19 protein-coding genes and 5 pseudogenes are annotated in these 20,026 nt (G+C 68.7%); 8 read left to right on the top strand and 16 right to left on the bottom strand.

Annotation, left to right across the window (positions count from 1 at the left end; all coding sequences use genetic code 11):
- The first annotated feature begins 162 nt into the window (after nucleotides 1–162).
- Together ACFV9J_RS38445 and ACFV9J_RS38440 are read left to right on the top strand one after the other, a co-directional pair.
- On the top strand, nucleotides 163–618 hold the full coding sequence (locus ACFV9J_RS38445) for a hypothetical protein (RefSeq protein WP_385362544.1): 456 nt from the start codon (nucleotides 163–165) through the stop codon (nucleotides 616–618).
- A gap of 202 nt (nucleotides 619–820) precedes the next feature.
- Nucleotides 821–1,276: a hypothetical protein gene (locus ACFV9J_RS38440; protein ID WP_385362542.1), complete on the top strand. Its 456-nt coding sequence runs from the start codon at nucleotides 821–823 to the stop codon at nucleotides 1,274–1,276.
- Nucleotides 1,277–1,479: 203 nt separating this feature from the next.
- On the opposite strand, the gene ACFV9J_RS38435 is transcribed toward ACFV9J_RS38440, so the two are convergent.
- The 3 genes and pseudogenes from ACFV9J_RS38435 to ACFV9J_RS38425 all read right to left on the bottom strand — a co-directional run.
- Entirely contained in the window at nucleotides 1,480–2,700 is a 1,221-nt protein-coding gene (locus tag ACFV9J_RS38435) for an NUDIX domain-containing protein (protein ID WP_385362540.1), read from the bottom strand.
- 60 nt (nucleotides 2,701–2,760) lie between these two features.
- A complete protein-coding gene (locus tag ACFV9J_RS38430; protein WP_385362581.1) occupies nucleotides 2,761–3,051 on the bottom strand; it encodes a hypothetical protein in 291 nt (96 codons plus the stop codon).
- Between the two features lie 32 nt (nucleotides 3,052–3,083).
- Nucleotides 3,084–3,197: pseudogene (locus tag ACFV9J_RS38425) on the bottom strand (NUDIX hydrolase); the annotation flags it as partial.
- Nucleotides 3,198–3,239: 42 nt separating this feature from the next.
- On the opposite strand from ACFV9J_RS38425, the gene ACFV9J_RS38420 reads away from it, so the two are divergent.
- Entirely contained in the window at nucleotides 3,240–3,584 is a 345-nt protein-coding gene (locus ACFV9J_RS38420; RefSeq protein WP_385362579.1) for a hypothetical protein, read from the top strand.
- 5 nt (nucleotides 3,585–3,589) lie between these two features.
- On the opposite strand, the pseudogene ACFV9J_RS38415 reads toward ACFV9J_RS38420, so the two are convergent.
- The 5 genes and pseudogenes from ACFV9J_RS38415 to ACFV9J_RS38395 all read right to left on the bottom strand — a co-directional run.
- Nucleotides 3,590–3,757: pseudogene (locus tag ACFV9J_RS38415) on the bottom strand (NUDIX domain-containing protein); the annotation flags it as partial.
- Between the two features lie 274 nt (nucleotides 3,758–4,031).
- Entirely contained in the window at nucleotides 4,032–6,023 is a 1,992-nt protein-coding gene (locus ACFV9J_RS38410) for an ABC transporter ATP-binding protein (protein WP_385362538.1), read from the bottom strand.
- A complete protein-coding gene (locus ACFV9J_RS38405; protein WP_385362536.1) occupies nucleotides 6,020–6,487 on the bottom strand; it encodes an NUDIX domain-containing protein in 468 nt (155 codons plus the stop codon). The genes ACFV9J_RS38410 and ACFV9J_RS38405 overlap by 4 nt, the downstream gene beginning before the upstream one ends.
- Before the next feature lie 324 nt (nucleotides 6,488–6,811).
- Nucleotides 6,812–7,642 carry a hypothetical protein gene (locus ACFV9J_RS38400; RefSeq protein ID WP_385362534.1) on the bottom strand — a complete coding sequence of 277 codons (831 nt, stop codon included), beginning with the start codon at nucleotides 7,640–7,642 and terminating at the stop codon, nucleotides 6,812–6,814.
- 113 nt (nucleotides 7,643–7,755) lie between these two features.
- Nucleotides 7,756–7,917, bottom strand: coding sequence for a hypothetical protein (locus ACFV9J_RS38395; RefSeq protein ID WP_385362532.1), 162 nt, complete (start codon nucleotides 7,915–7,917; stop codon nucleotides 7,756–7,758).
- Nucleotides 7,918–7,996: 79 nt separating this feature from the next.
- On the opposite strand from ACFV9J_RS38395, the pseudogene ACFV9J_RS38390 reads away from it, so the two are divergent.
- Nucleotides 7,997–8,873: pseudogene (locus ACFV9J_RS38390) on the top strand (IS5 family transposase).
- A gap of 4 nt (nucleotides 8,874–8,877) precedes the next feature.
- Here ACFV9J_RS38390 and ACFV9J_RS38385 read toward each other — a convergent pair.
- The 6 genes from ACFV9J_RS38385 to ACFV9J_RS38360 form a co-directional block, all read right to left on the bottom strand.
- Entirely contained in the window at nucleotides 8,878–9,342 is a 465-nt protein-coding gene (locus ACFV9J_RS38385; RefSeq protein ID WP_385362530.1) for a GNAT family N-acetyltransferase, read from the bottom strand.
- Nucleotides 9,343–9,416: 74 nt separating this feature from the next.
- Nucleotides 9,417–10,373, bottom strand: a complete 957-nt coding sequence (locus ACFV9J_RS38380) for an IS481 family transposase (RefSeq protein WP_385362528.1) — start codon at nucleotides 10,371–10,373, stop codon at nucleotides 9,417–9,419.
- A gap of 60 nt (nucleotides 10,374–10,433) precedes the next feature.
- Nucleotides 10,434–12,485, bottom strand: coding sequence for a methyltransferase, FxLD system (gene fxlM, locus ACFV9J_RS38375; RefSeq protein WP_385362526.1), 2,052 nt, complete (start codon nucleotides 12,483–12,485; stop codon nucleotides 10,434–10,436).
- A 37-nt stretch (nucleotides 12,486–12,522) separates the two neighbouring features.
- A complete protein-coding gene (locus tag ACFV9J_RS38370; RefSeq protein WP_385362524.1) occupies nucleotides 12,523–13,113 on the bottom strand; it encodes a lanthionine synthetase LanC family protein in 591 nt (196 codons plus the stop codon).
- The gene (locus tag ACFV9J_RS38365; RefSeq protein ID WP_385362522.1) at nucleotides 13,110–13,493 is read right to left on the bottom strand and encodes a hypothetical protein; all 384 of its coding nucleotides are present in this window, start codon (nucleotides 13,491–13,493) and stop codon (nucleotides 13,110–13,112) included. Before ACFV9J_RS38365 ends, ACFV9J_RS38370 begins: the two co-directional genes overlap by 4 nt.
- Nucleotides 13,490–13,804: a lantibiotic dehydratase gene (locus tag ACFV9J_RS38360; RefSeq protein WP_385362572.1), complete on the bottom strand. Its 315-nt coding sequence runs from the start codon at nucleotides 13,802–13,804 to the stop codon at nucleotides 13,490–13,492. Before ACFV9J_RS38360 ends, ACFV9J_RS38365 begins: the two co-directional genes overlap by 4 nt.
- Nucleotides 13,805–13,848: 44 nt before the next feature.
- Between ACFV9J_RS38360 and ACFV9J_RS38355 the strand changes: the two are divergent.
- The 3 genes and pseudogenes from ACFV9J_RS38355 to ACFV9J_RS38345 all read left to right on the top strand — a co-directional run.
- Nucleotides 13,849–14,396 (top strand): annotated as a pseudogene (locus tag ACFV9J_RS38355) (aminotransferase class IV); the annotation flags it as partial.
- A 15-nt stretch (nucleotides 14,397–14,411) separates the two neighbouring features.
- Nucleotides 14,412–14,930, top strand: coding sequence for a hypothetical protein (locus ACFV9J_RS38350; RefSeq protein ID WP_385362577.1), 519 nt, complete (start codon nucleotides 14,412–14,414; stop codon nucleotides 14,928–14,930).
- Nucleotides 14,824–15,324 carry a formylglycine-generating enzyme family protein gene (locus ACFV9J_RS38345; protein ID WP_385362520.1) on the top strand — a complete coding sequence of 167 codons (501 nt, stop codon included), beginning with the start codon at nucleotides 14,824–14,826 and terminating at the stop codon, nucleotides 15,322–15,324. Before ACFV9J_RS38350 ends, ACFV9J_RS38345 begins: the two co-directional genes overlap by 107 nt.
- Before the next feature lie 174 nt (nucleotides 15,325–15,498).
- On the opposite strand, the pseudogene ACFV9J_RS38340 reads toward ACFV9J_RS38345, so the two are convergent.
- Together ACFV9J_RS38340 and ACFV9J_RS38335 are read right to left on the bottom strand one after the other, a co-directional pair.
- Nucleotides 15,499–16,315 (bottom strand): annotated as a pseudogene (locus tag ACFV9J_RS38340) (IS5 family transposase).
- 936 nt (nucleotides 16,316–17,251) lie between these two features.
- Nucleotides 17,252–18,829: a hypothetical protein gene (locus ACFV9J_RS38335; protein WP_385362519.1), complete on the bottom strand. Its 1,578-nt coding sequence runs from the start codon at nucleotides 18,827–18,829 to the stop codon at nucleotides 17,252–17,254.
- Between the two features lie 432 nt (nucleotides 18,830–19,261).
- Here ACFV9J_RS38335 and ACFV9J_RS38330 point away from each other — a divergent pair, with 432 nt between their 5' ends.
- Nucleotides 19,262–19,936, top strand: coding sequence for a glutathione S-transferase C-terminal domain-containing protein (locus ACFV9J_RS38330; RefSeq protein WP_385362517.1), 675 nt, complete (start codon nucleotides 19,262–19,264; stop codon nucleotides 19,934–19,936).
- Nucleotides 19,937–20,026 lie beyond the last annotated feature (90 nt).

Here is a 20,026-nt window from a genome sequence, read left to right as displayed (position 1 = left end):
GCCGGGGGGGGGCCGCCCCCCCCCTTTTGTTGGGGGCGGGGGGGGGGGGGCCGGGCTCACAAAGCGCCCATCCCCGGGGCGCCCCCGTGGGGGGGGGGGGCCGCGCCGCCCCCGCCCGGCGGGCCCCCACGTCCATGACCATCGCATACCCGACAGGAAGCCATGACTGACGTCCCCGCCCAGCCGCGCCCGGCTGAAGAAGTCCCCGCCGAGCAGATCCCCTCGCTGCTGTTGCGCATGATCCCGGAATCCGCCGAGTCCATCACCGATCTGTTCGGCCTGCCCGCGGACGCGGCCGTGGTGACCGAGGACGCGTGGGTGGAGCTGTACCGGCTGTTGACCGAGTGCTTCACGACACCCGTGTTGATGCCACAGTTGGAGAGCGCCACGCCGGACACCGAGCTGCTCACGCGGTGTTGGTACTTCGTGGAGCGAATCGTCACCCACTCCACAGAGCACGTCAGCGGTGCCGTGTACTTCGAGGTACTCGAACAGCTGTTGAACGCCGAAGGTCTCGTGGAAGCCGCCTGGCCGTACATGATGTATCGGACGCGAGCACGTACTCTGAGGATGCTGGATGGCTATGGCGTCCGCGTGCCCGGCATCAACAACCGGTAACCCAGGGACACGGGGGGGAGCCGGTTTGGTTTACGCACCGGCCTCCACGAGTCCCCCATGGGCTCCTGTGAGAGAGCGCGATTCCGAATCGCTTCGTCTCGACCCGGACACATGCCGATCGCGGAGATCGAGGCGCACCGGACACTTCCCTCAGGAAGGAGCGGGAGCCAGCCCGTCCAGCCGCACACCCGCTGAGGAGAATATGAGCGACAGCCCGGCCAAGGAGAACTCGGTCGAGGAGATCCAGGACAGGGAGGTCCCCTCGCTGCTGCTGCGCGTGATCCCGGAGTCCGCCGACCCCATCGCCGAGATGTTCCACCAGCCGGCGGAAGCGGCCGTCCTGACCGAGGACGCGTCCGTTTTGTTGTACGAACTGCTGGCCGGGTGCTTCACCGCGCCAGTGCTGCTGCCGCAGCTGAGGAGCGACAGCCCAAACACGCAGCTACTCACCCGGTGCTGGAACTTTGTGGAGCGCATCGTGGATCACTCCACGGAGCACGTCGGTGGCGCCGTCTACTTTGAGGTGCTGGATCAACTTCTCATGGAGGGCGGCCTGGTGGAGGCCGCCTGGCCCTATATGAAAGAGCGGACGCGGGCGCGTACCCTGCTGATGCTTGACGATGCTGACGTCCGCCTGCCCGGGATCAACCGGCGATAGCCCGGGGAGGCGGGACGACAGGTGCAATGCGGGATTCGTCGCGCCGGCCGCCCGTCGCATTTTATATCGAACGTTCCTTCGACACCTGAGAGACGTCGCGAGGTAGCTCAGAACTCAGGACTGGCAATGTGCCTGGCCCCTCAGTCGCGCGTCCACCACCCTCGACGGCTTCGGATCAGACGTCTCGACTGCTTCAGCCTCGGTCACGTACTCGCTGGCCATCGGTGCATCCTCCTTGACTGGGAGTGACAACGAACGGTTACAGTCCCCGTCTTCACCTGGCGGCCAGCAGACACGACAACTCCAAACCCGACAACTGACTTGCCTAATGAACGGCCAGGCCGCTCCAGGTAGAGGTGGACCCCGATGACGTTGAGGACCGTGTCGTGTGGCGAAGCCCGATGCTCATCCGGCTGCGCGGGTCTGTTCTGCGGCGCGGTGCCCGCGGGGCGGCTTGCGGCGTGGCGCCGTACGAGGTCGCTGGTGGTGTCTGCGATGCGTAGGCGGTCGAGGCCGTCCGGAGCGAACCAGGCCAGCATGACTCCTTCTGTCAGATGGAGGTCGCAGGGATCGCCGTTCCAGCGGCCCGCGTAGATGGCGATGGGCACGGTCGTGCCGGCGTCGTCGGTGGCGTACTCGGTGCCAAACGGGGTCAGGTCGGCGAGATCGAGGCCGGCCTCCTCGGCCAGTTCGCGCCGCACCGTGTGTTCCAGGGTGATGTCCTGGGGCTCTCGGCCGCCGCCCAGCAGGGACCACATGCCCGGCTCCCAGATCTGGCCGGGGAGGTAGTCGCGCAGGTGGAGCAGGTACTCGCCGCGGTCGTTGTAGATCAGTGCGGAGGCGTTGGCCTTCTCCGGTTCGATGTGGAGCGGGAGCGTGGCGAGTTTCTCGCGCAGGGAAGGGGAGGCTGCCTTGTCTACGGGCCGCCACTCGATGCCGCTGACCTCCTCTTCCTGCAGCATCACCTCCAACTCGTTCGTGGTGTGCATGCGGAAGAGGAACCGGAAGTCGAAGTGCTGATGGTCGGGTTCGCCTTTGCCCAGGCGGGCGTCGATGTCGTGGATGTCGATGTCGAACGGCACCGTCTCGTAGCCAGGCCACGGTGTGACCGCCTGGGGCGGGATCCCGGTCTCCTCGTGCAGCTCCCGCAGCGCCGTTCCGGCCAGGGACTCGTCACAGGGCTCGGCGTGCCCGCCGGGAGCGAGTACCTTTCCGCTCGCCAGGTGCAGCACGTGCAGGACGCGGCCGAGCGGATCGAGGACGATCGCGCCAAAGGTGACATGCCCGGTGAACGTGGAGCGGCTGGCAATGCCGGTCGGACGTTCGAGAGCGTCCAAGAGGACGCCGAGCTGCTCGCGCTCGTGAGGGTGGCGAGCGAGGTAAGTCTCGACGGTGGTGCGGATGTGGTCGTGCGACAGCGGCATGGGGCTACCTCAGTGGGGTTGTGGCGCGGAACGAGTCGAGGCGGGCGGTCGTGCGGGTGGTCAGCTCAGCCGGATCCCTTCCGCGGGGATCTCCTTGATGGCGGCGGCGCGGGCGGGAGGCAGGCCCCATCTCTCCCGTGCTGTGTCCGCGGCAAGCTGGGTTTGCCGCGCGCCGGGCGGGCCCCATCCCAGCAGGGTGGCTGCCTGGGCGGGGGTAGCAAGCAGGCGGACGAAGGAGCGGCCCGTCGCGGGGTCGCTGGCCGCTGGCCCGATGGCGGTGACCGGGGCAGCGAGGCGGAGCCGGGCGTTGCGGCCCACGCCGCCGTAGACCTCGCCGGTCTCGTCCAGCACCAGCCCAGTCGCACCGGATCGGCCAAGGTGAGCTGGGCTTCCTCGGCGGCATCCCGGTGCAGGGTGTCCTCGGGCGTCGCGTCGGTGCCCTCCACAGTGCCGCCGGGCAGCATCGGTAGCGCGCCTCGCGGGCCGGGATCGGCCACCAGGACGACCCGGCCGTCGGGGACGAAGCACCACGCCCAGGCTTGCTGCACGGCCAGCAGATCGGGGACGCGGCCGTGGTGGAGCGGGCTGTCCCACAAGGGCCGGTGGCGGACGTGGACGTCGTGCCGGTCCAGCGCCGGGACGTCGAGAATGTGCCGGCCGTCGGCGAGGTGCGCGGTCGCGGTGTTCCCGAGCCGGGCACGGTAGGCGGCGAGCATGATCTGCCCGTCCACCGGGCGCAGCCGCTGCACTGCGTCCCGGTCTCCAGGAAGGCGTACTCGGACAGCTCCTTGCCCGGCAAGCGGATTGCCGCCACCTGGCCGGGGGTGAGGGACCCGCCGTCGAAGACGAACCGGACTTCGCCAGAACAGTGCGTTCCGGGCTGAAGGTCGGGGTGGTGCGCGGAGAAGGAGTGGACGGCGAGTACGGCTGACCGCGGCAGGTCCAGGTCCAGTTCCTCGGTGATCTCGCGCCGGCAGGTGCCGTGTGGGTGTTCACCGTGTTCGACGGCGCCGCCGGGTAGTAGCCACGAGTCGTCCTTGCGGTAGATGGGGTGCACCAGGAGGACCTTGCCCACCTCGTTGGTGATGTTCGCGGCGGCACCGAGCCATGCGGCGTGCCGGGGCGCGGCGTACTGCTCTGCGGGCGGCGCGGTGGCACTCGCTGAGACGTGATCCGAAGGGGACGCGGGAGTGGTCACGTAGCTCTGCCTTCCGAGACGATGGACGGACGGGTGTGCAGCGTGCCGGCGAGGGTTGCTCAGGGGACCGCCGTTCCTCCGGTGCTGCGGCTCCCAGCGCTGCTGGTCACGGTGGGCCTTTCCGGCGAGCGGGTCATACCTGGTCCGGGACTGTGGACGCGGCGGGGTGGGGGATGGCCGGGGTCGGGGCGTACTGGGCGGCTTGGGCGTCGAACATGGCGGCGTATCGGCCGCGGGATGCGATGAGTTCGTCGTGGGTGCCGTGTTCGGCGAGATGTCCGCTGTTGAGGACGTAGATGTGGTCGGCGTGGCGGACGCCGGACATGCGGTGGGTGACGAGGACGACGGCCCGGTTCGGGGCGGCGAGGCGGCGGATGCGGTCGAAGGCTTCGATCTCGGCTTCGGGGTCGAGGGCGGAGGTCGGCTCGTCCACGATGAGGACGCCGTCTGCCTGCGAGGTTGAGCTACGCCAGTGGGTGCGGGCCAGGCCGATTTTCTGCCATTCGCCGCCGGACAGTTCGATGGCGCCGCGGAACATGCGGGCCAGCAGGCTGCGCAGGCCGTCGGGGAGTTTGGCGATGACGGGGCCTGCGACGGCGTAGTCGACCGAGGGCTTCAGGTCGTCGTCGGTTGCGGGGTGGTCGGGGCGGCCGAGGCGGATGTTCATGGCTGCGGTGACGGGCCAGCGCTGGAAGTCCTGGGTGAGCAGGGAGACGCGCTCGAAGACTTGGGCCCGATCGAGGTCGGTGAGGTCCGCCTCGCCCCAGCGCAGCGTGCCGGTCTCGGGCAGCAGCATGCCGGAGAGGATCTTCATCAGGGTGCTCTTGCCGGAGCCGTTCTCGCCCACCACCGCGGTCACGGATCCCATCGGCAGTGTCAGGGACACCCTGTCCAGCGCCGGGGCGTCACGGTCGGGGTAGCGGTAGGTGACCTGATCGAGAACGATCTCGTTGACTCGTTCTGGTACGGGCGCGCCTCCGGTGGGCAGGGTCCGATGGCTGGCCTCGGTGAGGAAGCGGCCGTGGTCGCGGACGTAGAGGCTTTCCTCGTGGAGCTGGTTGATGTTCATGACCAGCGCGCCCAGGCTCGCCGAGCCGGTCCGCACGGCGATGACGGCGGTTCCGGCGACGGCGAGGCTCATGTGCCCGGCCATGATCAGCCAGAACATGGTTCCGTAGGTTGCGGCCATCGCCAGCCCGGACAGTGCGGAGGCCACCCATTCGGTGAGGGCCTTGCTGGAGGCGAGGCGCTCTTGTTCGGCTTCGGCGCTTTCGGCCATGCGCTCGTAGCGGCTGAGGAGGAAGGGGCCGACGGCGTGGAGGCGGACTTCCTGGGCGGCGGTGCGCTCGGTGAGCAGATTGCCGATCAGGCGGCTGGCCCGTACGTGCTCGATCCAGCTCATTACGGAGACGTAGCGTTCCTGGGCGACCCGCATGGCGCCCCAGCCCCGCGGGGCGGCGATGAGGATCAGCATGGGCAGCAGTGCAGGGTGGAGCACGGCGAGGACGCCGGCGGTGGTGATCAGGGAGATGAGGCCGTTCAGCGCGGCGACGCAGGAGCTGATCATGCGGCGGGCGGAGCCGGGGCCGTGCTGGGCGATGTCCACGAGGCGACGGAAGTCGGGATCGTCGATGGCTTCCAGTTCGACGCGGGCTGCGGCGGCCAGGTATTGGGTGGTGGCGATCCGCTCCACTTTGGGCTCGAGCCGTCCGGCGCGGGAAGTGGACCAGGCGGACAGGGCGGAGTTGACGACGCCGATGATCGCTGCGGCCAGTAGGCCGGGTAACAGGGCGTGCAGCCGGTCGGCGGCACTGTCGCTGCCGGCGAGCAGGGCGTGCATGACGGCGTTGACCGCCAGAAGGCCGGCGGCTGCGGCGATGCCCTGGCCGATCTCGCTCAGCCCGACCGACACCAGGGCACGCCGGTCCGCCTGCCACGCCATGCGCAGCGTGGCGCCGACGAGTCCGGGCATGGAGCGCAGCGCCGACATCATGGTCAGGTCCAACGTCGCGTGCTCGTGCTGGGACCAGCCCATGTCGTAGCGCAGGGGACCGCCGAACAACTCGTGCTCGGCGTCGGAAACCTGTGGGTCGGCCATCGTGACCGGACCGAGGAACCTCTTCACCGGATGCCTCCCGCAGGCCAGTCGGTGGCCCGGTAGGACGGGCCGTGCATGAGCATGTGGAAGACCGTGACGGTATAGGGGTGGCAGTCCGGGGAGGGCCTTTCCATTGGCACCCAGAAGGGTCCTTCGTGCTTGTCCGGCTCGGCGTTGTACGGCTCACCCGTCCACGACTGGGCCACGAACACGGCGGTCATCCGATCCAGCCCGTCGCCGATGTCATGGTGGTGGATGAGGCCGCAGAACTCCGGCTGCTCTGCGCCGATGAAGACCCCCGCCTCCTCCCTCGCTTCGCGCCGTGCGGTGTGATCGAGTGGTTCACCGGCCTTCAGATGGCCGCCCACGACTGTGAGCTGCCCCGGTGCGAGGGCGGCGTCCGCCTTGTGGCGCACGCACAGGGCGGTGCCGTTGGATCGGAGCAGGACCTGGGCGACGTTGGCGATCAGCAGGTGAGGCTTTTCACTCACAGACGACCCTCCTGCAGCAGGCGCCCGGCGGTGTGCCGGTCCCGATTGTGGGTGGTGACGTGGGTCATGCCAGGTACCTCGTATCCGGTCGTGACCCGCCGGTGGGCGGGGCGTTGCGGTCGGCAGCGGAGGGACGGAGGGACGGAGGGACGGAGGGACGGAGGGACGGAGGGTGCCTGAGGGAGCGGTGGTGTTTTCGAACGCGGGATGGACAAGCGCAGGGCGGCGTACGGGATACACGAGGGCTCCCCGGGCTGAGATACGGACAGGTGATCGGGTAACGGCGGGTGGGATGTCGCCGTAACGGGTGGAGGCGGGCGAAAACTAGGACCTGAATCGGAGAAGTCGCCGCAGCTCGGCTCCGCCGAGGGCGACGGAATCCGTCAGAGACCGCTGGTGATCCGCGGACAGGGTTCCGGCACCCAGACCTGCGTGAGCGATCACCGAGCCGGGCGCAGATGTCCGCTCGGTGCTGAGGAGTGCCCGGGCAGTGGGGTGGTCCAGCACTTCACGCGCTGCATAGGCGTCGAGGCGGGCCACATCGGTGAGAGCGCAGAGGAGCGAGTTCGTGTGCGGACCGGTGGCGTCGAGTTCCAGAGCGGCCAGGCCCGTCCGGGTCTGGAACACGGCGAGCGAGGGTTCGGGATCGGCCACGAGCGAGGCGGCTGCGTGGTGGGCCTGGTCGAGGTCGGCCCGCGCAAGCGGCGCTGCGGCGGGTGGGTAGTGGGCGCGCGGGAGGGCGGCTACGGCCATCTCCCAGGGTTCCGTGGGCTGGGTCGTGTCGATCAGGTCGCGGGCCTGCTGGTCCCGGCCCTGCTCCATCAGCGCCATGGTCTTGATCTGGCGGCCGTCGAGGAGCCGGTTGCCGATGCCGCGATGCTGGGCCATGGCGTCGGCTGCCTCGGTCCACCGCCCGATGCGGGCGTGGGCGCGGGCGCCGTCGACGAGCAGAGTGACGGACAGCTCCTGGCATACCGTGCGGTGGTCCTCGTCGGTGCCGGTCGGGGTCGAGAGGTCGATGGTGCGGCCGTCGACGTCGGTCCTGTTGCGGTGTCGGGCAGCGTCGTTGAGGCAGTGCAACAAGCTGTAGGCGAGTTCGCCGTGGCCGGCGCGAGTCTGAAGCCGGGCGAGGTTGACGAGCGGCATCAGCGACATGACGGCAACTCGTCCGCTGAGGCGCCCGGCGTTGGCGAAGAACTGGTGCTGGCGCCGGCAAAGGTCTTTTCGGCCAGTTCGGGCAGGCCGACGTCGGAGGCGATGAGCGCCGCCTAGTTGAGGACCCCGCAGGTGCGGGCCACCAGGTCGTGGTGGCCCGCACCTGCGGGAGCGATGGTCAGCCCGGTGAGGTGGTTGATGCGCTCCTGAAGCGGGAGCGCGGACGCCTTGGTGCGGCGGACCAGGGGGATGCGGCTGGCTATCGCGGGGTTCATCGGCTCAGCCCTTGCGCGCCCAGTCGACGACTAGGTCGTGTGTCGAAAGTGGATCACGGGCTCTGAATGATCACGGTCCATGGGGCGGGGAGATCTCACGGATGGGCAGTGGGCGATGCTGGAGCCGTTGTTGCCGAAGGGAGCGAAGACGCGGCGGTCGCCCGTCTGGTCCCGGCGGCGGCTGATCGATGGCATACGGTTCCGGGTCCGCACCGGTGTGTCGTGGCGGGACGTGCCGGTCGAGTACGGGCCGTGGTATCGGATCTACGATCTCTTTCGCCGATGGCAGCGGGACGGAACCTGGCGGCGGATCCTTACCCGGCTCCAGTCCCCGGCCGACGTGACGGGTTCGATCACATGGGATCTGAGCGTCGACTCGACCGTGTGCCGCGCCCACCAGCATGCGGTCGGCGCCCGCAAACGGGGGTGACCTGCGGAAGGAACCACCGGGCGGTGTCTTCATCGAGCCCGGCGATCACGGCCTGGGACGCTCACGCGGCGGGTGCACCACCAAGCTGCACCTGGCCGTCGAGCAAGGCCAGAAACCCATGTCGATCGTCATCACAGCAGGGCAGCGCGGGGACTCACCGCAATTCGAATCGGTACTGAAGAAAGTCCGCGTGCCCCGCATCGGACCAGGCCGGCCACGCGTCCGCCCCGATCGGGTCCGCGCGGACAAGGCGTACGTCTCCCGTAGGAACCGCGCCTACCTACGTCACCGAGGAATCCGCTGCACCATCCCGGACAAGGCTGACCAGGTCCGCAACCGCCAATAGCTCGGCTCCCGCGGCGGTCGGCCCCCGTACTTCGACCCTGACGACTACCGCGAGCGTCACGCGGTCGAATGCGGAATCAACCGCTTGAAGCGGCACCGGGCCGTGGCGACAAGGTACGACAAGCTCGCCGTCCGTTACGAAGCCACCGTGCTGATCGCCGCGATCAACGAGTGGCTGTGAGCGTTCACGCCTCGTCCGGGGCCGTAAGTTCTGACGTCAGCGGCTTGAACATGTGCACGTCTGCATGTCCGCCGGGAAACCCCAGGGTTCGGCCGGTCTCGACATAGCCGTGCCGCTGGTAGAAGTCTGGAGCCTGAAAGGTGAAGGATGAGACAGCGACGCGGTCACAGCCGCGTCGCTCGGCCTCGGCCTCGGCAGCATGCAGGATCCTGCTGCCCCATCCATCCTTGCGGTCGCTCTCGCGTACCCACATCAGTTCGATGCCGCACAATCCGCCCCAGGTCCAGGCAGCCAATCCGCCGATCAACTCACCGGCGCCATCGGTGACCTTGACTGAAAACATGTCGCGATCGGTCGAACCTGTTGCGGCCGCGTTGAAGGCGATGAGTTCGGCATTCAGACGTTCGTTGAGTTCGGCGTCGCGTGCGCCGGTGATCAGGGACGGGCCAGAGCTGTGGTGGGTAGTCACCGCGCGGAGTATGCCAGTGCAGCTGTGCTCTCGCACTCGATTACCGGAACCTTGATCCACTTTCGCAACACGCTCTAGTTGTATTGACTCGCAGGGTTGTTGACGCGGCTGATCGGTGGGTGGCCGTCGAGTGCGGTGTGGCAGCGGTGGTGGTTGTAGGTGTGCAGGAAGTCTGCCAGGGCTGCCGTTCGTTCGGTGTTGCTGGTGTAGGGCCGTAGGTAGGCCCATTCGTCGAGCAGGGTGCGGTTGAAGCGTTCGACCTTGCCGTTGGTCTGCGGACGGTAGGCGCGGGTGAGCTTGCCGGTCGCGCCGGGGTCGGCCAGGGCGTCGTGCCAGGCGAAGCTTTTGCGGTAGGGCCAGGCGTTGTCGGTCAGGACCCTCTCGATGTGGTCGATGCCGTGGGCGGTGAAGAAGGCGGCCGCCCGGCGGAGGAAGGCCGCGCAGGTGGCGGCCTTCTCGTCGTCGTGGATCTCGCTGTAGGCGAGGCGGGTGTGGTCGTCGACGGCGGAGTGGATGTAGTCGAAGCCCATATTGCTGCGGGTGGCGCGGCCTGCTTGGCGGTCCAGGACCTTGTGGCCGCCGCCGTCGGGGATCCGGCCGAGTTTCTTGACGTCGACGTGGACGAGTTCGCCGGGCCTCTCGCGTTCGTAGCGGCGGATGATCTGGCCGGTGGGCCGGTCCAGGAAGGCCAGGCGGTGCAGGCCGTGGCGGGTCAGGATCCGGTGCACGGTGGAGGCGGGCAGGCCCAGGATCGGGCCGATGCGGGCGGGGCCGAGCTTTCGGTCCTGGCGCAGACGGCACACCTGGGCCTCGGTCGCCGCCGGGGTACGGTGCGGTGTCGTCAGGGGCCGGCTGGAGCGGTCGTGCAGCCCTTGCTCACCCTCGAACCTCCAGCGGCGGACCCACTTGTGGGCCGTGACGCGCGAGATGCCCATCTCGGCTGCGACATGTGCCACGGGACGGCCGCTGCGGACACGCTCGATGAGCAGCCGCCTGCCGTGAACGGTCAGCCGGGCATTACGGTGGGACACGAAGACCTCCGTGCGGTGCAGTCCTAGACAGCTCCACCACACCGGAGGTCTTCGCCATGATCAAGCCACGCCAGCGTTAACAACGCTCGTGATCAATACATCTAGTCGGCTGTAAGGCTTGTCGACGACGAAGCGGGTGTCGTCCGAAGTCAGGAGGTCGCGCGAGTCCGCGACGGCCATCCGGAAGACCGGTTCAGGCGCGTCGTTGCCGCCGTTGGCGTCCCAGGCGCGGATCTCGTCCACCACGCGCTCGGCGAGGCCGGCGCCGCCCTCGCCGAGCGCGATCACGCCGATCTCCCAGTACCGGCCCTTGTCGCCCTCGCCCTCGCGGATGGTCAGGTACGCGAGCGACCCGCCGTCGAGGGCGGCCATGGAGCCCCACCCGAAGTGTGGGGTGAACCTGGGGCGCTGGCCCGGTAGGCGGGACAGGCCGTTGGGCAGCACGCAGGCCAGATACAGGTACAGCCACTCCCAGGCGGAGCCCTGCCGGAACTTCACCCCGGTGTAGATCTTGGTCTGCTGTTGGTCGAGGACGGTCCGCAGCGTGTCGCGGTCGACGTCCTGCTCGCTGAACGTCTCCAGGCGCACGTTGCCTTCGCCGGCCATCGGCACGAGGGTGTACACGTCGTCGCAGACGCCCTTGCGCAGGGGGATGAAGGTGGCCATCTCGCAGGAGACGGTCTTCCACGTCTCCCCGTCGCGTTCGAAGGCGAAGGAGCGGGAGATGCTTCCGCGGATGCGCATCGGCAGGACCAGGCGTCCGCCGGGGACGAGCTGACCGAGAATCTTCACGGGGACGTCGCCGGCGCCGACGGTGAAGATGATCCGGTCGTAGGGGGCGTGCTCGGCCAGCCCGGCCGCGCCGTCGGCCATCACCGCGGTGGCGTTGTCGACGCCGGCCTCGGCGAGGTGCCGGCTCGCGCCGGCGACGAGGTCCTGGTGGACGTCGAGGGTCCACACCTGACCGCCGGGGGAGACGATCTTGCCGAGGAGGGCGGCGTTGTAGCCGGTGGCGGCTCCGGCTTCCAGGACCTTGTGACCGGGCTGGGCGCCGAGCTGTTCGAGCTGGGTGGCAACGATGGACGGGGCGGAGATGCAGGAGATCATTTCTCCGTGCTCGTCGTGCTTGATCGGGACCGCGTCCTCCTTGTACGCGCTCTCCAGGTCGACGCCGGGCAGGAAGGCGTGCCGGTCGGTGGTGCGAAAAGCGTCGGTGGCGGCCTTGCTGTGCAGGTGGCCGCTGTCGACGAGTCGCTGGGCGAGGGCTTCGCGCAACTCGATGGGGCCGACTACGGGTGCCATGGTGGTCTCCATTCGAGGGAGGCTAGGGTCCGCGGAGGCGGACTTGCGGGTAGACACGTCAGCTCCTTCTTGGGTGGAGAAGGCGACGTGACGGCCGAGCCATGCGGTGGCGGCCTGCGCTTCGGCAGGCACGCCCGCGCGGCTGAACGCGAAGATCGCGTGATGGGCGATGACACCCCGGAGTCCGCGTATCAGCCGGCCGTCGGCGGCGAGCCGGCGGCCGGCCTCCTCGAACGCGGCGACACGCTCGACCCGCCCGGTTTCCGCGTCGGGGCGCAGGGCAGCGTCCGCGTTCATCAACCGGCGCATCGCGGAGACGGCTTTCTTCAGGGCGGGACCCTGGGGCGGGGTGGCGGGGGGCCGCAGGGCGGCCCACTGGGCGTAGACGCCTCCGGTATCGAATGGGTCCAGCCCGGCTGCGCGGATCATGGCGGACAGCAGCATCACGCTGCGCTCGCGGGCGCCGGGGGTGCCAGTCTCGGCGAGCGCGGCCGGGCTGTCGGCGCAGAACACATCGTGGGCAACCTGCATGCCTTCGGGGCCGCCGAAGGCAGGGGTCTCCGGCTCGTACATCCCGCCCGTCCAGCCGGTGATCACACGGTCGGCGACGAACTGGTCCAGCAGGCCGGTTGCGGGCTGTTCGATGCGCAGGCGCACGCCGGCGTCCTTGCGCAGGAAGTGGAAGCGCAGCCCGGCCAGCGCGGTCGCCAGGGCCCGGGCGGCGTCTGCGTGCGCCGTGGGGAAGGCTACGGAGGCGTGCCACCAGGACGTGGCCGGAGGAATCGGCAGGTTCTCGTCGTCGAAGGTCATGAGTGGGAAACTCCTTGCAAGACGGCAGGTCTGGGGGTCAGGTGAGCAGGAGGGCGCGGCTCCAGCCCGTGGTGTCGGTGGCATGCAGGGCGAGTTGGGCTCCGGCGCGGCCTTCCATGAATCCGGATTTGGGCAGGCGCCCCCAACCGCCGGCTAGCCGTTGGTGCAGGTCCTGGATGATGGGGGCGAAGCGTGCGGGGGCGAGGCTGTCGGCGGCCACCGCGCGGGCCAGGGTCAGCAGACCGGCCCAGCCGTGGCAGAGAGTGGAGTCGGTGATCTGGGTGAGGTGCAGCGGGTCGGTCAGGATGGTCGCGACGGTGTCCTCGGCCGTCCCGCGGCGGGCCGGGTCGCCGAGGGCTGGCGCGGCGAGCTGCTGGGCGCGGGCGATGCCGGGCCGGCCATAGCACCAGGACTGGCGGACCGGGTCCCGCGCGGACGGCTGCTCGGTGTCCAAGTGGGCTGCGGTGGACCAGTAGTGCGTGCCGCGCCGGTCGAGCCAGGTCGCGAAGGTGCTGACGGCTTCCTCCTGGCCGGGGACGCTGATGCCGGCACGCAGCGCGAGGGAGAGCACGGCAAGCGGCCCGGCGATGCCGTGGGCCATGCCGTTGTTGCCGTGCCCGCCGGTCATCTCCTTCCCGTCCGGGCCGACCGGCGAGACAGGAGCAGTGCGGCGAGTCCGGCCAGGCCGCGGATGAGGTCCCATCCGGCGAGGTCGGGCAGCGCGCCGGCCGTCTGACGGCGGTGGGCGGCGGCGAGCCGGGCGTCCACGACGCGGTCGACGGCCGCGCGGACGTCGTCGTCGGCCCCGTGAGCGCGGGCCAGGACGAAATCCAGGGCGGGGGCGCCGTGGAAGAGGCTGGCGTTGCTGCCGGTGCTCACCCCGCGGGCGGTGGCCTGGGTGAGGTGGCGGCGGGCGGTGGACAGGTCGTGGCGCTCGATGTCGAGCAGGGCCATCCCCAGGGCTCCCTCGGACAGGTCCTGTGTGCGGGGCACGGTCGTCGTGGTCATGAGCGCATGGCCAGGGGGATGACGATGCTGTGGGCCCGGCCGCCGATCCACCCGTCGGCGTCCAGCGGGGGCGCGTCGTGCAGGGTGGCGATGCCGAAGGGGCTGGCGTCCAGGTGCGAGCGCAGGAGGTCCAGGGCGATGTCGCGGCTGAGGTCGAGGGGCAGCTGCTGGTCGTCCTCGGCGAGCAGGACCCGCTCCGGCACCCGGAACCGGGCACGCCACGCATCGAGTTGGTCTGTCCACTGCTGGAGTGACGCGGTGCGGTCGGGCAGGGTGCGGCAGCGGATCCTCCACCGGGCGGCGGTGAGGATGGTGCGCCGGTAGGCGAGGGCCGGGGCGGAGGGCAGGGTCCAGGCGGCGCTCCATCTACGACCCCCAGGTCGACATGGGCCACCCCGCCCACGCCGCAGAGCCCAGCGTCCTGGTGACTGTGCGCAGTGCCGGCATGATGTCCCCAGCGCCCCTGCGGGCCATGAGCGTGCCCTACGAACGCGACCTCCCCGAGGTGAAACACGTCGGCCTCTTCGACGCCCTCCACACCCGCCGCGCCGCCCAACTCCCCGGATACGACGACGCCCTGTTCATCGGACGCGACGGACTCGTCAGCGAAGGCGGAACGTGGAACGTCGGATCCATCGACCAGAACGGAACGGCACCGTCGTCTGGCCCCAGGCCCCCGTGCTCCCCGGGGTCACCACAGCGCTCCTCCAGCAGCGCACCGAACACCGGATCACCACCGTCACCCTGGAACAGGCCAAGGGCATGGCAGCCGCCTTCGCGACCAACACCAGCATCGGCGTACGCGGCCTCGCCGCCATCGACGACACTCAACTGCCCACCGAACACCCTGTGCTGAACCAGCTCCGGGACACCTACCTCGCCATCCCGGGCGAGAGGCCGTAAGGCACGACCACGGCCGTGGTAACCAAGTGGACCGGCCGCGAAGCCGGCCTGCTGCGCTTCGCGATGCGCAAGAGCGGCAAGGAAATCGCTGAACTGGTCGGCGTCAACCCACGCCAGGTCACCAGATGGGAGGGCCGGGGCGAAACCCTATCCCTCAGCCTCCTCAACCAAGCGGCCCTCGACACCCTGCTGGCCCGCGCCAGCCCCGAAGACCAGCAGCGCTTTGCCGCCCTCCTCACCGATCGGGCCGCTGCCGAACACGACGAACGCGCCGAAGAACTCCTGCGCACCGACCCCCGCACGAGCAGACACCCCGGCGACGGCAAACTCATGGTCCTCGTCGAAGAGGGCATCCACCCTGCCGGCGCCGAGAACCGCTCGCTGTGGCTGGACGCATTCCGCATCGACCTCTACCCCACCACCAACAGTGAATACGAACGCTTCGTACAAGCCACCGGACACCGGCCACCGCAACACTCTGGCCGAAAGGACGCTGCCCTGCCGACCTGGCCACCCACCCCGTGGTCTGGGTGACCTGGCACGACGCCACCGCTCCGCACTCTGGGCTGGAAAGGGCCTGCCCACGGCCCAGCAGTGGGAGAAGGCCGCCCGAGGTCCAGGGGGAAGGATCTACCCATGGGGAAACGAGCCAACAGCCGCCAAGTGCAACGTGGCGGAGACCGGCATAGACGCGACCACGCCGGTCTTCCGATATCAGTCCGGAGTGAGCCCGTTCGGCACCTTCGACATGTGCGGCAACGTTTGGGAATGGTGCTCCACTGAAGAGGAACGTGGCAACGACAGGTACCACCTGGAGGGCTCTGCGTTCACTTCCCCGTTCGAACGCGCTGCACCATCCCTGCTGAATACCGCAGCGGCGTCGATGAAGGACAACGACACAGGGTTTCGATGCACCGTGCTGGCGTAATTCCGGCAACGTGGCGGTCGCCACGTCACCGAACTCGAACACCGGCCAAGGAGCATGCTGCGGGCCATAGGCTGCTCGTGACACGGGCTCGTGACGGCCCACGGCAGCTCGTGGATCATCGCTAACGTCTCCCTCCCGAGAGAGGTCTCGCGCTAGGGCCGCGCCTTAGAGTTCCTAACAAAGGCGTTGGACGTGGCGGTGGGTGATTAGACAGACGGAGAGGCCGAGGAAGGCCGCGTGGATGTCGTCGTGTCGTTCCCAGCGGTTGCGTGGGCGGCGGAAGCCGTGGAGCCAGGCGATCGTTCGCTCGACGACGTAGCGGAAGGTGCCAAGGCCGGTGCCGTGTGGCTCGCCCCGTTTCGCGATCACGGGGCGGATGCCCCGCTGCCAGAGCAGGCGGCGGTATTTGTCGTGGTCGTAGCCGCGGTCGGCCAGCAGTCGTCGGGGCGTCGGCGGGGTCTGCCGACGTGGCCCGCGACGGCGGGAATCTTGTCGAGCAGTGGCTCGAGTTGGGTGACGTCGTTGCGGTTGCCGCCGGTCAGCGACGCCGCGAGCAGGATGCCCTGCCCGTCGACGATGAGGTGGTGCTTGCTGCCCGGCCGTGCGCGGTCGACCGGGCTGGGCCCGCTTTTGGGCCCCGTCGGGCGGCCCGCACGTGCGAGGAGTCGATCACCGCCCGTTCCCAGTCCAGCTGGTTCTTCGACCGCAGCTTCTCCAGCAGCAGTACGTGCAGTCGGTCCCAGACGCCGGCCTCGTTCCAGGCCGCCAGGCGCCGCCAGCAGGTCATGCCCGAGCCGAAGCCGAGCCCCTGGGGCAGGTACTCCCACTGGATGCCAGTGTGCAGGACGAACATGATCCCGCACAGCGCCTGGCGGTCCGGCACCCGTGGTCTGCCCTCGGCCTTCTTCGGACCCGGCTTCGGCAGCAACGGCTCGATCAGCGACCACAGTTCATCCGACACGACCCACGGCCGCGACTGACGGTTTCCCATGCCCAGACATACGAGCAGAGAGGCCGACAGTCTCATGATCAGCAGCTTTTGTTAGAGCCAGTTAGCGTCCAGATGCTGGAGATTCGGCCCGTGTTCGGCCCATACGAGAGGCGGGGCCGTGCAGTGGTATTGATCTGCCTCGCCTCCACCAACCCCCGATGGACGCCGAAATCTGGGACCGACCTGCAGGGCGCCATGATGGCGCCCTGTTTGAGGGGAGCAGGTAAGTGGGCAGGTGGTCGATCAGGAAGAATGGCGCAGCAGTGATTCCTGGCAATGGCATGAAATTATCCGCGAGCTCAGGCGCAGGCCCACGGATCTCGCGCAGTGACCGGTCCTGGCGAACCGAGCTTTCCGCCGACGATGAAGCAAGTATCTCCTCTCCGGCAGGGGAGAGGGCTTCGCGACATTGGCTGGGGACCAGTTCTGGGGATCAGTGCGCGGTGCATGGATCTGTCTCACAGCGTGGCGTGTGGAGAAGGTCAGGGGCCAGGGAAGGCCCCAGAGGCGAAACAGAAGAAGCCGTCAGCGCGAGTTGCCGCGCGAGACAGGCCCGGACTCGCGCTGCTCGTCGGGCACCCTGGACGAGTGTCTCCGGGGCGGAGGCAGCCGCTGACTTCTCGGCCGGGTATGCCGCCTCACAGTGAACGTGCAAGTCGGCTGGCACAGCGCTGCAGATCTCAACTGTGCTGCCGGGGTGCACCTACGACCTGGCTGCTGTGCCCATCACTTCATCTGTATGTGCCCGCGTGATGCCCTTGCGGCCAGGGCGGGCATGCGAACTCGTGTCCAGTTGACACTCGGAACGCGCGTTCGTCCATCGATGATGCGTCCGCATGATGGATCGGCGGAAACGCTTTGGTGGGGACCACATCTGGGGACCAGTGGTGGATGCATGCATCAACTGCGGCTTGGTGGCACGGACTGCTGAAGCGGCTACTCGGCGCGCCGGATGCTTGCCAAGTTGGCTCCGGGCTCGGTGTTGGCAGCGAGCGTGATGTGCCAACCATCTGCGGTACGGCGGTGTTCGGAGACATACAGCGGAGGCAGAGTGCGCTGGACTGGGCCGATGGGGACCTTCTGGCCGAAGATCTCGATCTCGTAGGCGGGGTGGTTCTGCCTGAACCGCACAGGCTGTGGCGCGGTGAAGAGCCCTCGTATGGATTCGGTGTCATCAGCTTCCATGGTCACTGAAGTGACCACTTCCTCGACCGTCCCGCCCGTCAGCAGTGTGTGGGCCTCACGTATGGCGCGAAGGTCCTGGGAGCTCGGGTCTTTGGGGACCATCAGAGTGGTCACCGCCAGCTGCTCGACGGCGACGAGTTGTTCGAGTACCCGCAGCACCGGCACCGCGCCGTCATGGCGCGGTGTGATGAGGAAGGGCGCTGGGTCGTTCACAGCGTGTCCTGCCAGGGTCATCTGAAGATGTGTTGCCGGCTCCGCATGAGAAGCGAACCGGACGACATCCAGCCATTGCCCAGGCCGTAGAGCGTCGGGGACGTTCATGTCGATCTTGATCGAAGAGTTCCGCGTCGCGCGATCGAGGCGAAGCTGACAGCTGATGGCTCCTGTGGAGTCGGCTCCCGTAAGGGTTCCTCCATGGGAGCCGGAGCGGATGGATGTCATATGGAGCCCGAGTACGGCGAGGCGCTTGCCTGCTGGGTCGGTAACGATCAGCTGGGCTGGCAGGTCCCGGGGCTCGGCAATCGCCTCTAGGTGGACTCGGCCGGAGCCCTGCGGCGGGAGGAGTGGGGGAGGGCCGGACAGCCGCACATAATGTGCCGGCAGCTCGATGGGGTCACCGTACCGTCGGCAGCGCTCGAATTCCGAAGCGGCAGACTTACCCTCCGGGGCGTCGGGGTCGGTGATGCTCAGCGCGATGTGGAGCGGCTGGTCACGGTCGGCTCCGGGATAGGCGGGAAGGACTTCGATTCCGGTGTGCGGTCCCGGGCCGGCGGTGATGCGAAAGTCGTAGTGCGGGTCCAGTTCGGCCAGGCGGTCGCACAATTGTCGGAGCCGCGCGGCCGCGTCTGTAGCTGTGTCAATGGGTGAGATGTGACTCCGGGCGATCTCCTGAAGCAGGTGCCCCAGCTCCGCGTGATGGTCGGCGAAATAGAACCGGCGGACAGCCGGGTGCTCGGCCAGTCGGGCCTTGATCCAGGTGGCCCCGCGCCACGAAAGAGGGAACGAGAACCGCTGCTGAAGGCTGCTGAACCACTTCTCCTCGGTCGGGTTGAGGTCGATCGGTACGATGACGTCCCAACTGACGGGGTTCAGCAGCGCTGCCCGACCCAAGGACTTCTCGACCTTCTCCCGGCGCCCCTTTGCCATCCGGCCAGTGAAGGACTTCATCTCGAAGACGTGGAGCCCGTGGGGGCCTGTGAGCTGTGCGTCTCTGCCGCCGTCGCCGCCTGATCCATCGACGCGCAGGAGCTGCGGATGCATGCAACTGAGTAGGACGGCGATGGCCTGTTCGTAGGCCCCTGGATCCTTCGGCCACTCCACGTCACCCACGCCTGCCGCCCTTCGAGGCCACGAACCGATCTGGCTGATCTCACGGTAACGCTGGCCACTGACAGAGCCCTCGGAACTGGCTGTGGGACTGCGCCGTTATGGGGACCAGTTGGGGACCAAACGATCTGCGCGATGCCGAACTTCATACCGCGAAGCGCACGGTATCTGCCCTAGAAATATGCGGTTTATCCAGATAGTCCCCGTATCCCCACTCCTAGGGGTCAAGGGGGCGCAGGTTCAAATCCTGTCGTCCCGACGGTTGCGAAGGGTCTTCGCGGGCGGAAGCTCGCGGGGGCCCTTTCTCTTGTCTTTTCTCTTGGCCTCCCCGGCTCCTTCTTGGTGGGCGGACACCCTCTTGACGCCTCTTCGGGCGCCGGTCGACACTTCCCCAGTAATCCTAGTGATTAGGTAGGGAAATACCCGGGGAGAACCATGACCGTCACACCTTTCGTCCCTGCCCCCGCCTTCCGCGGCCGGATCGGCCGCGACCCGCGCAGCGGCCACTACGCCGTTGCGCGCCGCTACCGCCTCCACCTCTCACCCGGCCACGACGACTGTCTGGGCATCGCCGTCGTGCACCGCCTCCTCGGCCTGGACGAGATCTGTCCGGTGACCCTGCTGCCACCGCGCCCCGACTGCCCCGACGGCGGGTACTCCGCCCTGCGGCCGCTGTACGAGGCGAGCGCGCACCACTACCGGGGGCCGGCCGTCGCGCCGGTGCTCAGCGACGGCTGGTCGGGCCGGATCGTGAGCACGCACGCGCGCGACATCATGCGCGACCTCGCCCGGTCCTTCACCCCGGCCGCCGGCCCGGCGCTGTATCCGCGCGGCGCGGAGGCGGCCGTCGCCGCCGTCGAGGACCTGTGCACCCGGGCCGCCGACCCCGAGGCGCTGCCCGGTGTGCTGGACCTCCTGGAGCGGCGCCTGAGCGCGCACTCCCACGTCGTCGGCGACCGGCTGACCGCCGCCGACGTCGAGGTGTGGGCGGCCCTCGTCCGGCGCGACACCCCACGGCGCGCGGACGATCACCCCGCCCTGTGGTCCCACGTCCGGCGCCTGACCGCCCACCCGGCCTTCGGCCAGCAGCTCGCGGGCCGTCCCGCCTGACGGGACGATGGATCCTGAAATCGCCGTGTCCGCCGCCCCCAGCGGCGGACACGGCGTGTGCCGCGGCGCGCGTCGCCCTCCCCCGAAGGC

It is taken from the genome of Streptomyces sp. NPDC059906 (genome assembly GCF_042730645.1).
GTDB classification, from domain to species: Bacteria; Actinomycetota; Actinomycetes; order Streptomycetales; family Streptomycetaceae; genus Streptomyces; species Streptomyces rubrogriseus.
This window is presented reverse-complemented; position numbering and strand designations above follow the sequence as displayed.

Excerpts from the sequence above, each read along its gene's own strand:
- ACFV9J_RS38445 (WP_385362544.1), top strand. The coding sequence starts at position 163 with ATGACTGACGTCCCCGCCCAGCCGCGCCCGGCTGAAGAAGTCCCCGCC.
- ACFV9J_RS38440 (WP_385362542.1), top strand. The coding sequence starts at position 821 with ATGAGCGACAGCCCGGCCAAGGAGAACTCGGTCGAGGAGATCCAGGAC.
- ACFV9J_RS38435 (WP_385362540.1), bottom strand. The coding sequence starts at position 2,700 with ATGCCGCTGTCGCACGACCACATCCGCACCACCGTCGAGACTTACCTC.
- ACFV9J_RS38400 (WP_385362534.1), bottom strand. The coding sequence starts at position 7,642 with ATGTCGCTGATGCCGCTCGTCAACCTCGCCCGGCTTCAGACTCGCGCC.
- ACFV9J_RS38395 (WP_385362532.1), bottom strand. The coding sequence starts at position 7,917 with ATGAACCCCGCGATAGCCAGCCGCATCCCCCTGGTCCGCCGCACCAAG.
- fxlM (WP_385362526.1), bottom strand. The coding sequence starts at position 12,485 with ATGACCTTCGACGACGAGAACCTGCCGATTCCTCCGGCCACGTCCTGG.
- ACFV9J_RS38370 (WP_385362524.1), bottom strand. The coding sequence starts at position 13,113 with ATGACCGGCGGGCACGGCAACAACGGCATGGCCCACGGCATCGCCGGG.
- ACFV9J_RS38365 (WP_385362522.1), bottom strand. The coding sequence starts at position 13,493 with ATGACCACGACGACCGTGCCCCGCACACAGGACCTGTCCGAGGGAGCC.
- ACFV9J_RS38330 (WP_385362517.1), top strand. The coding sequence starts at position 19,262 with ATGACCGTCACACCTTTCGTCCCTGCCCCCGCCTTCCGCGGCCGGATC.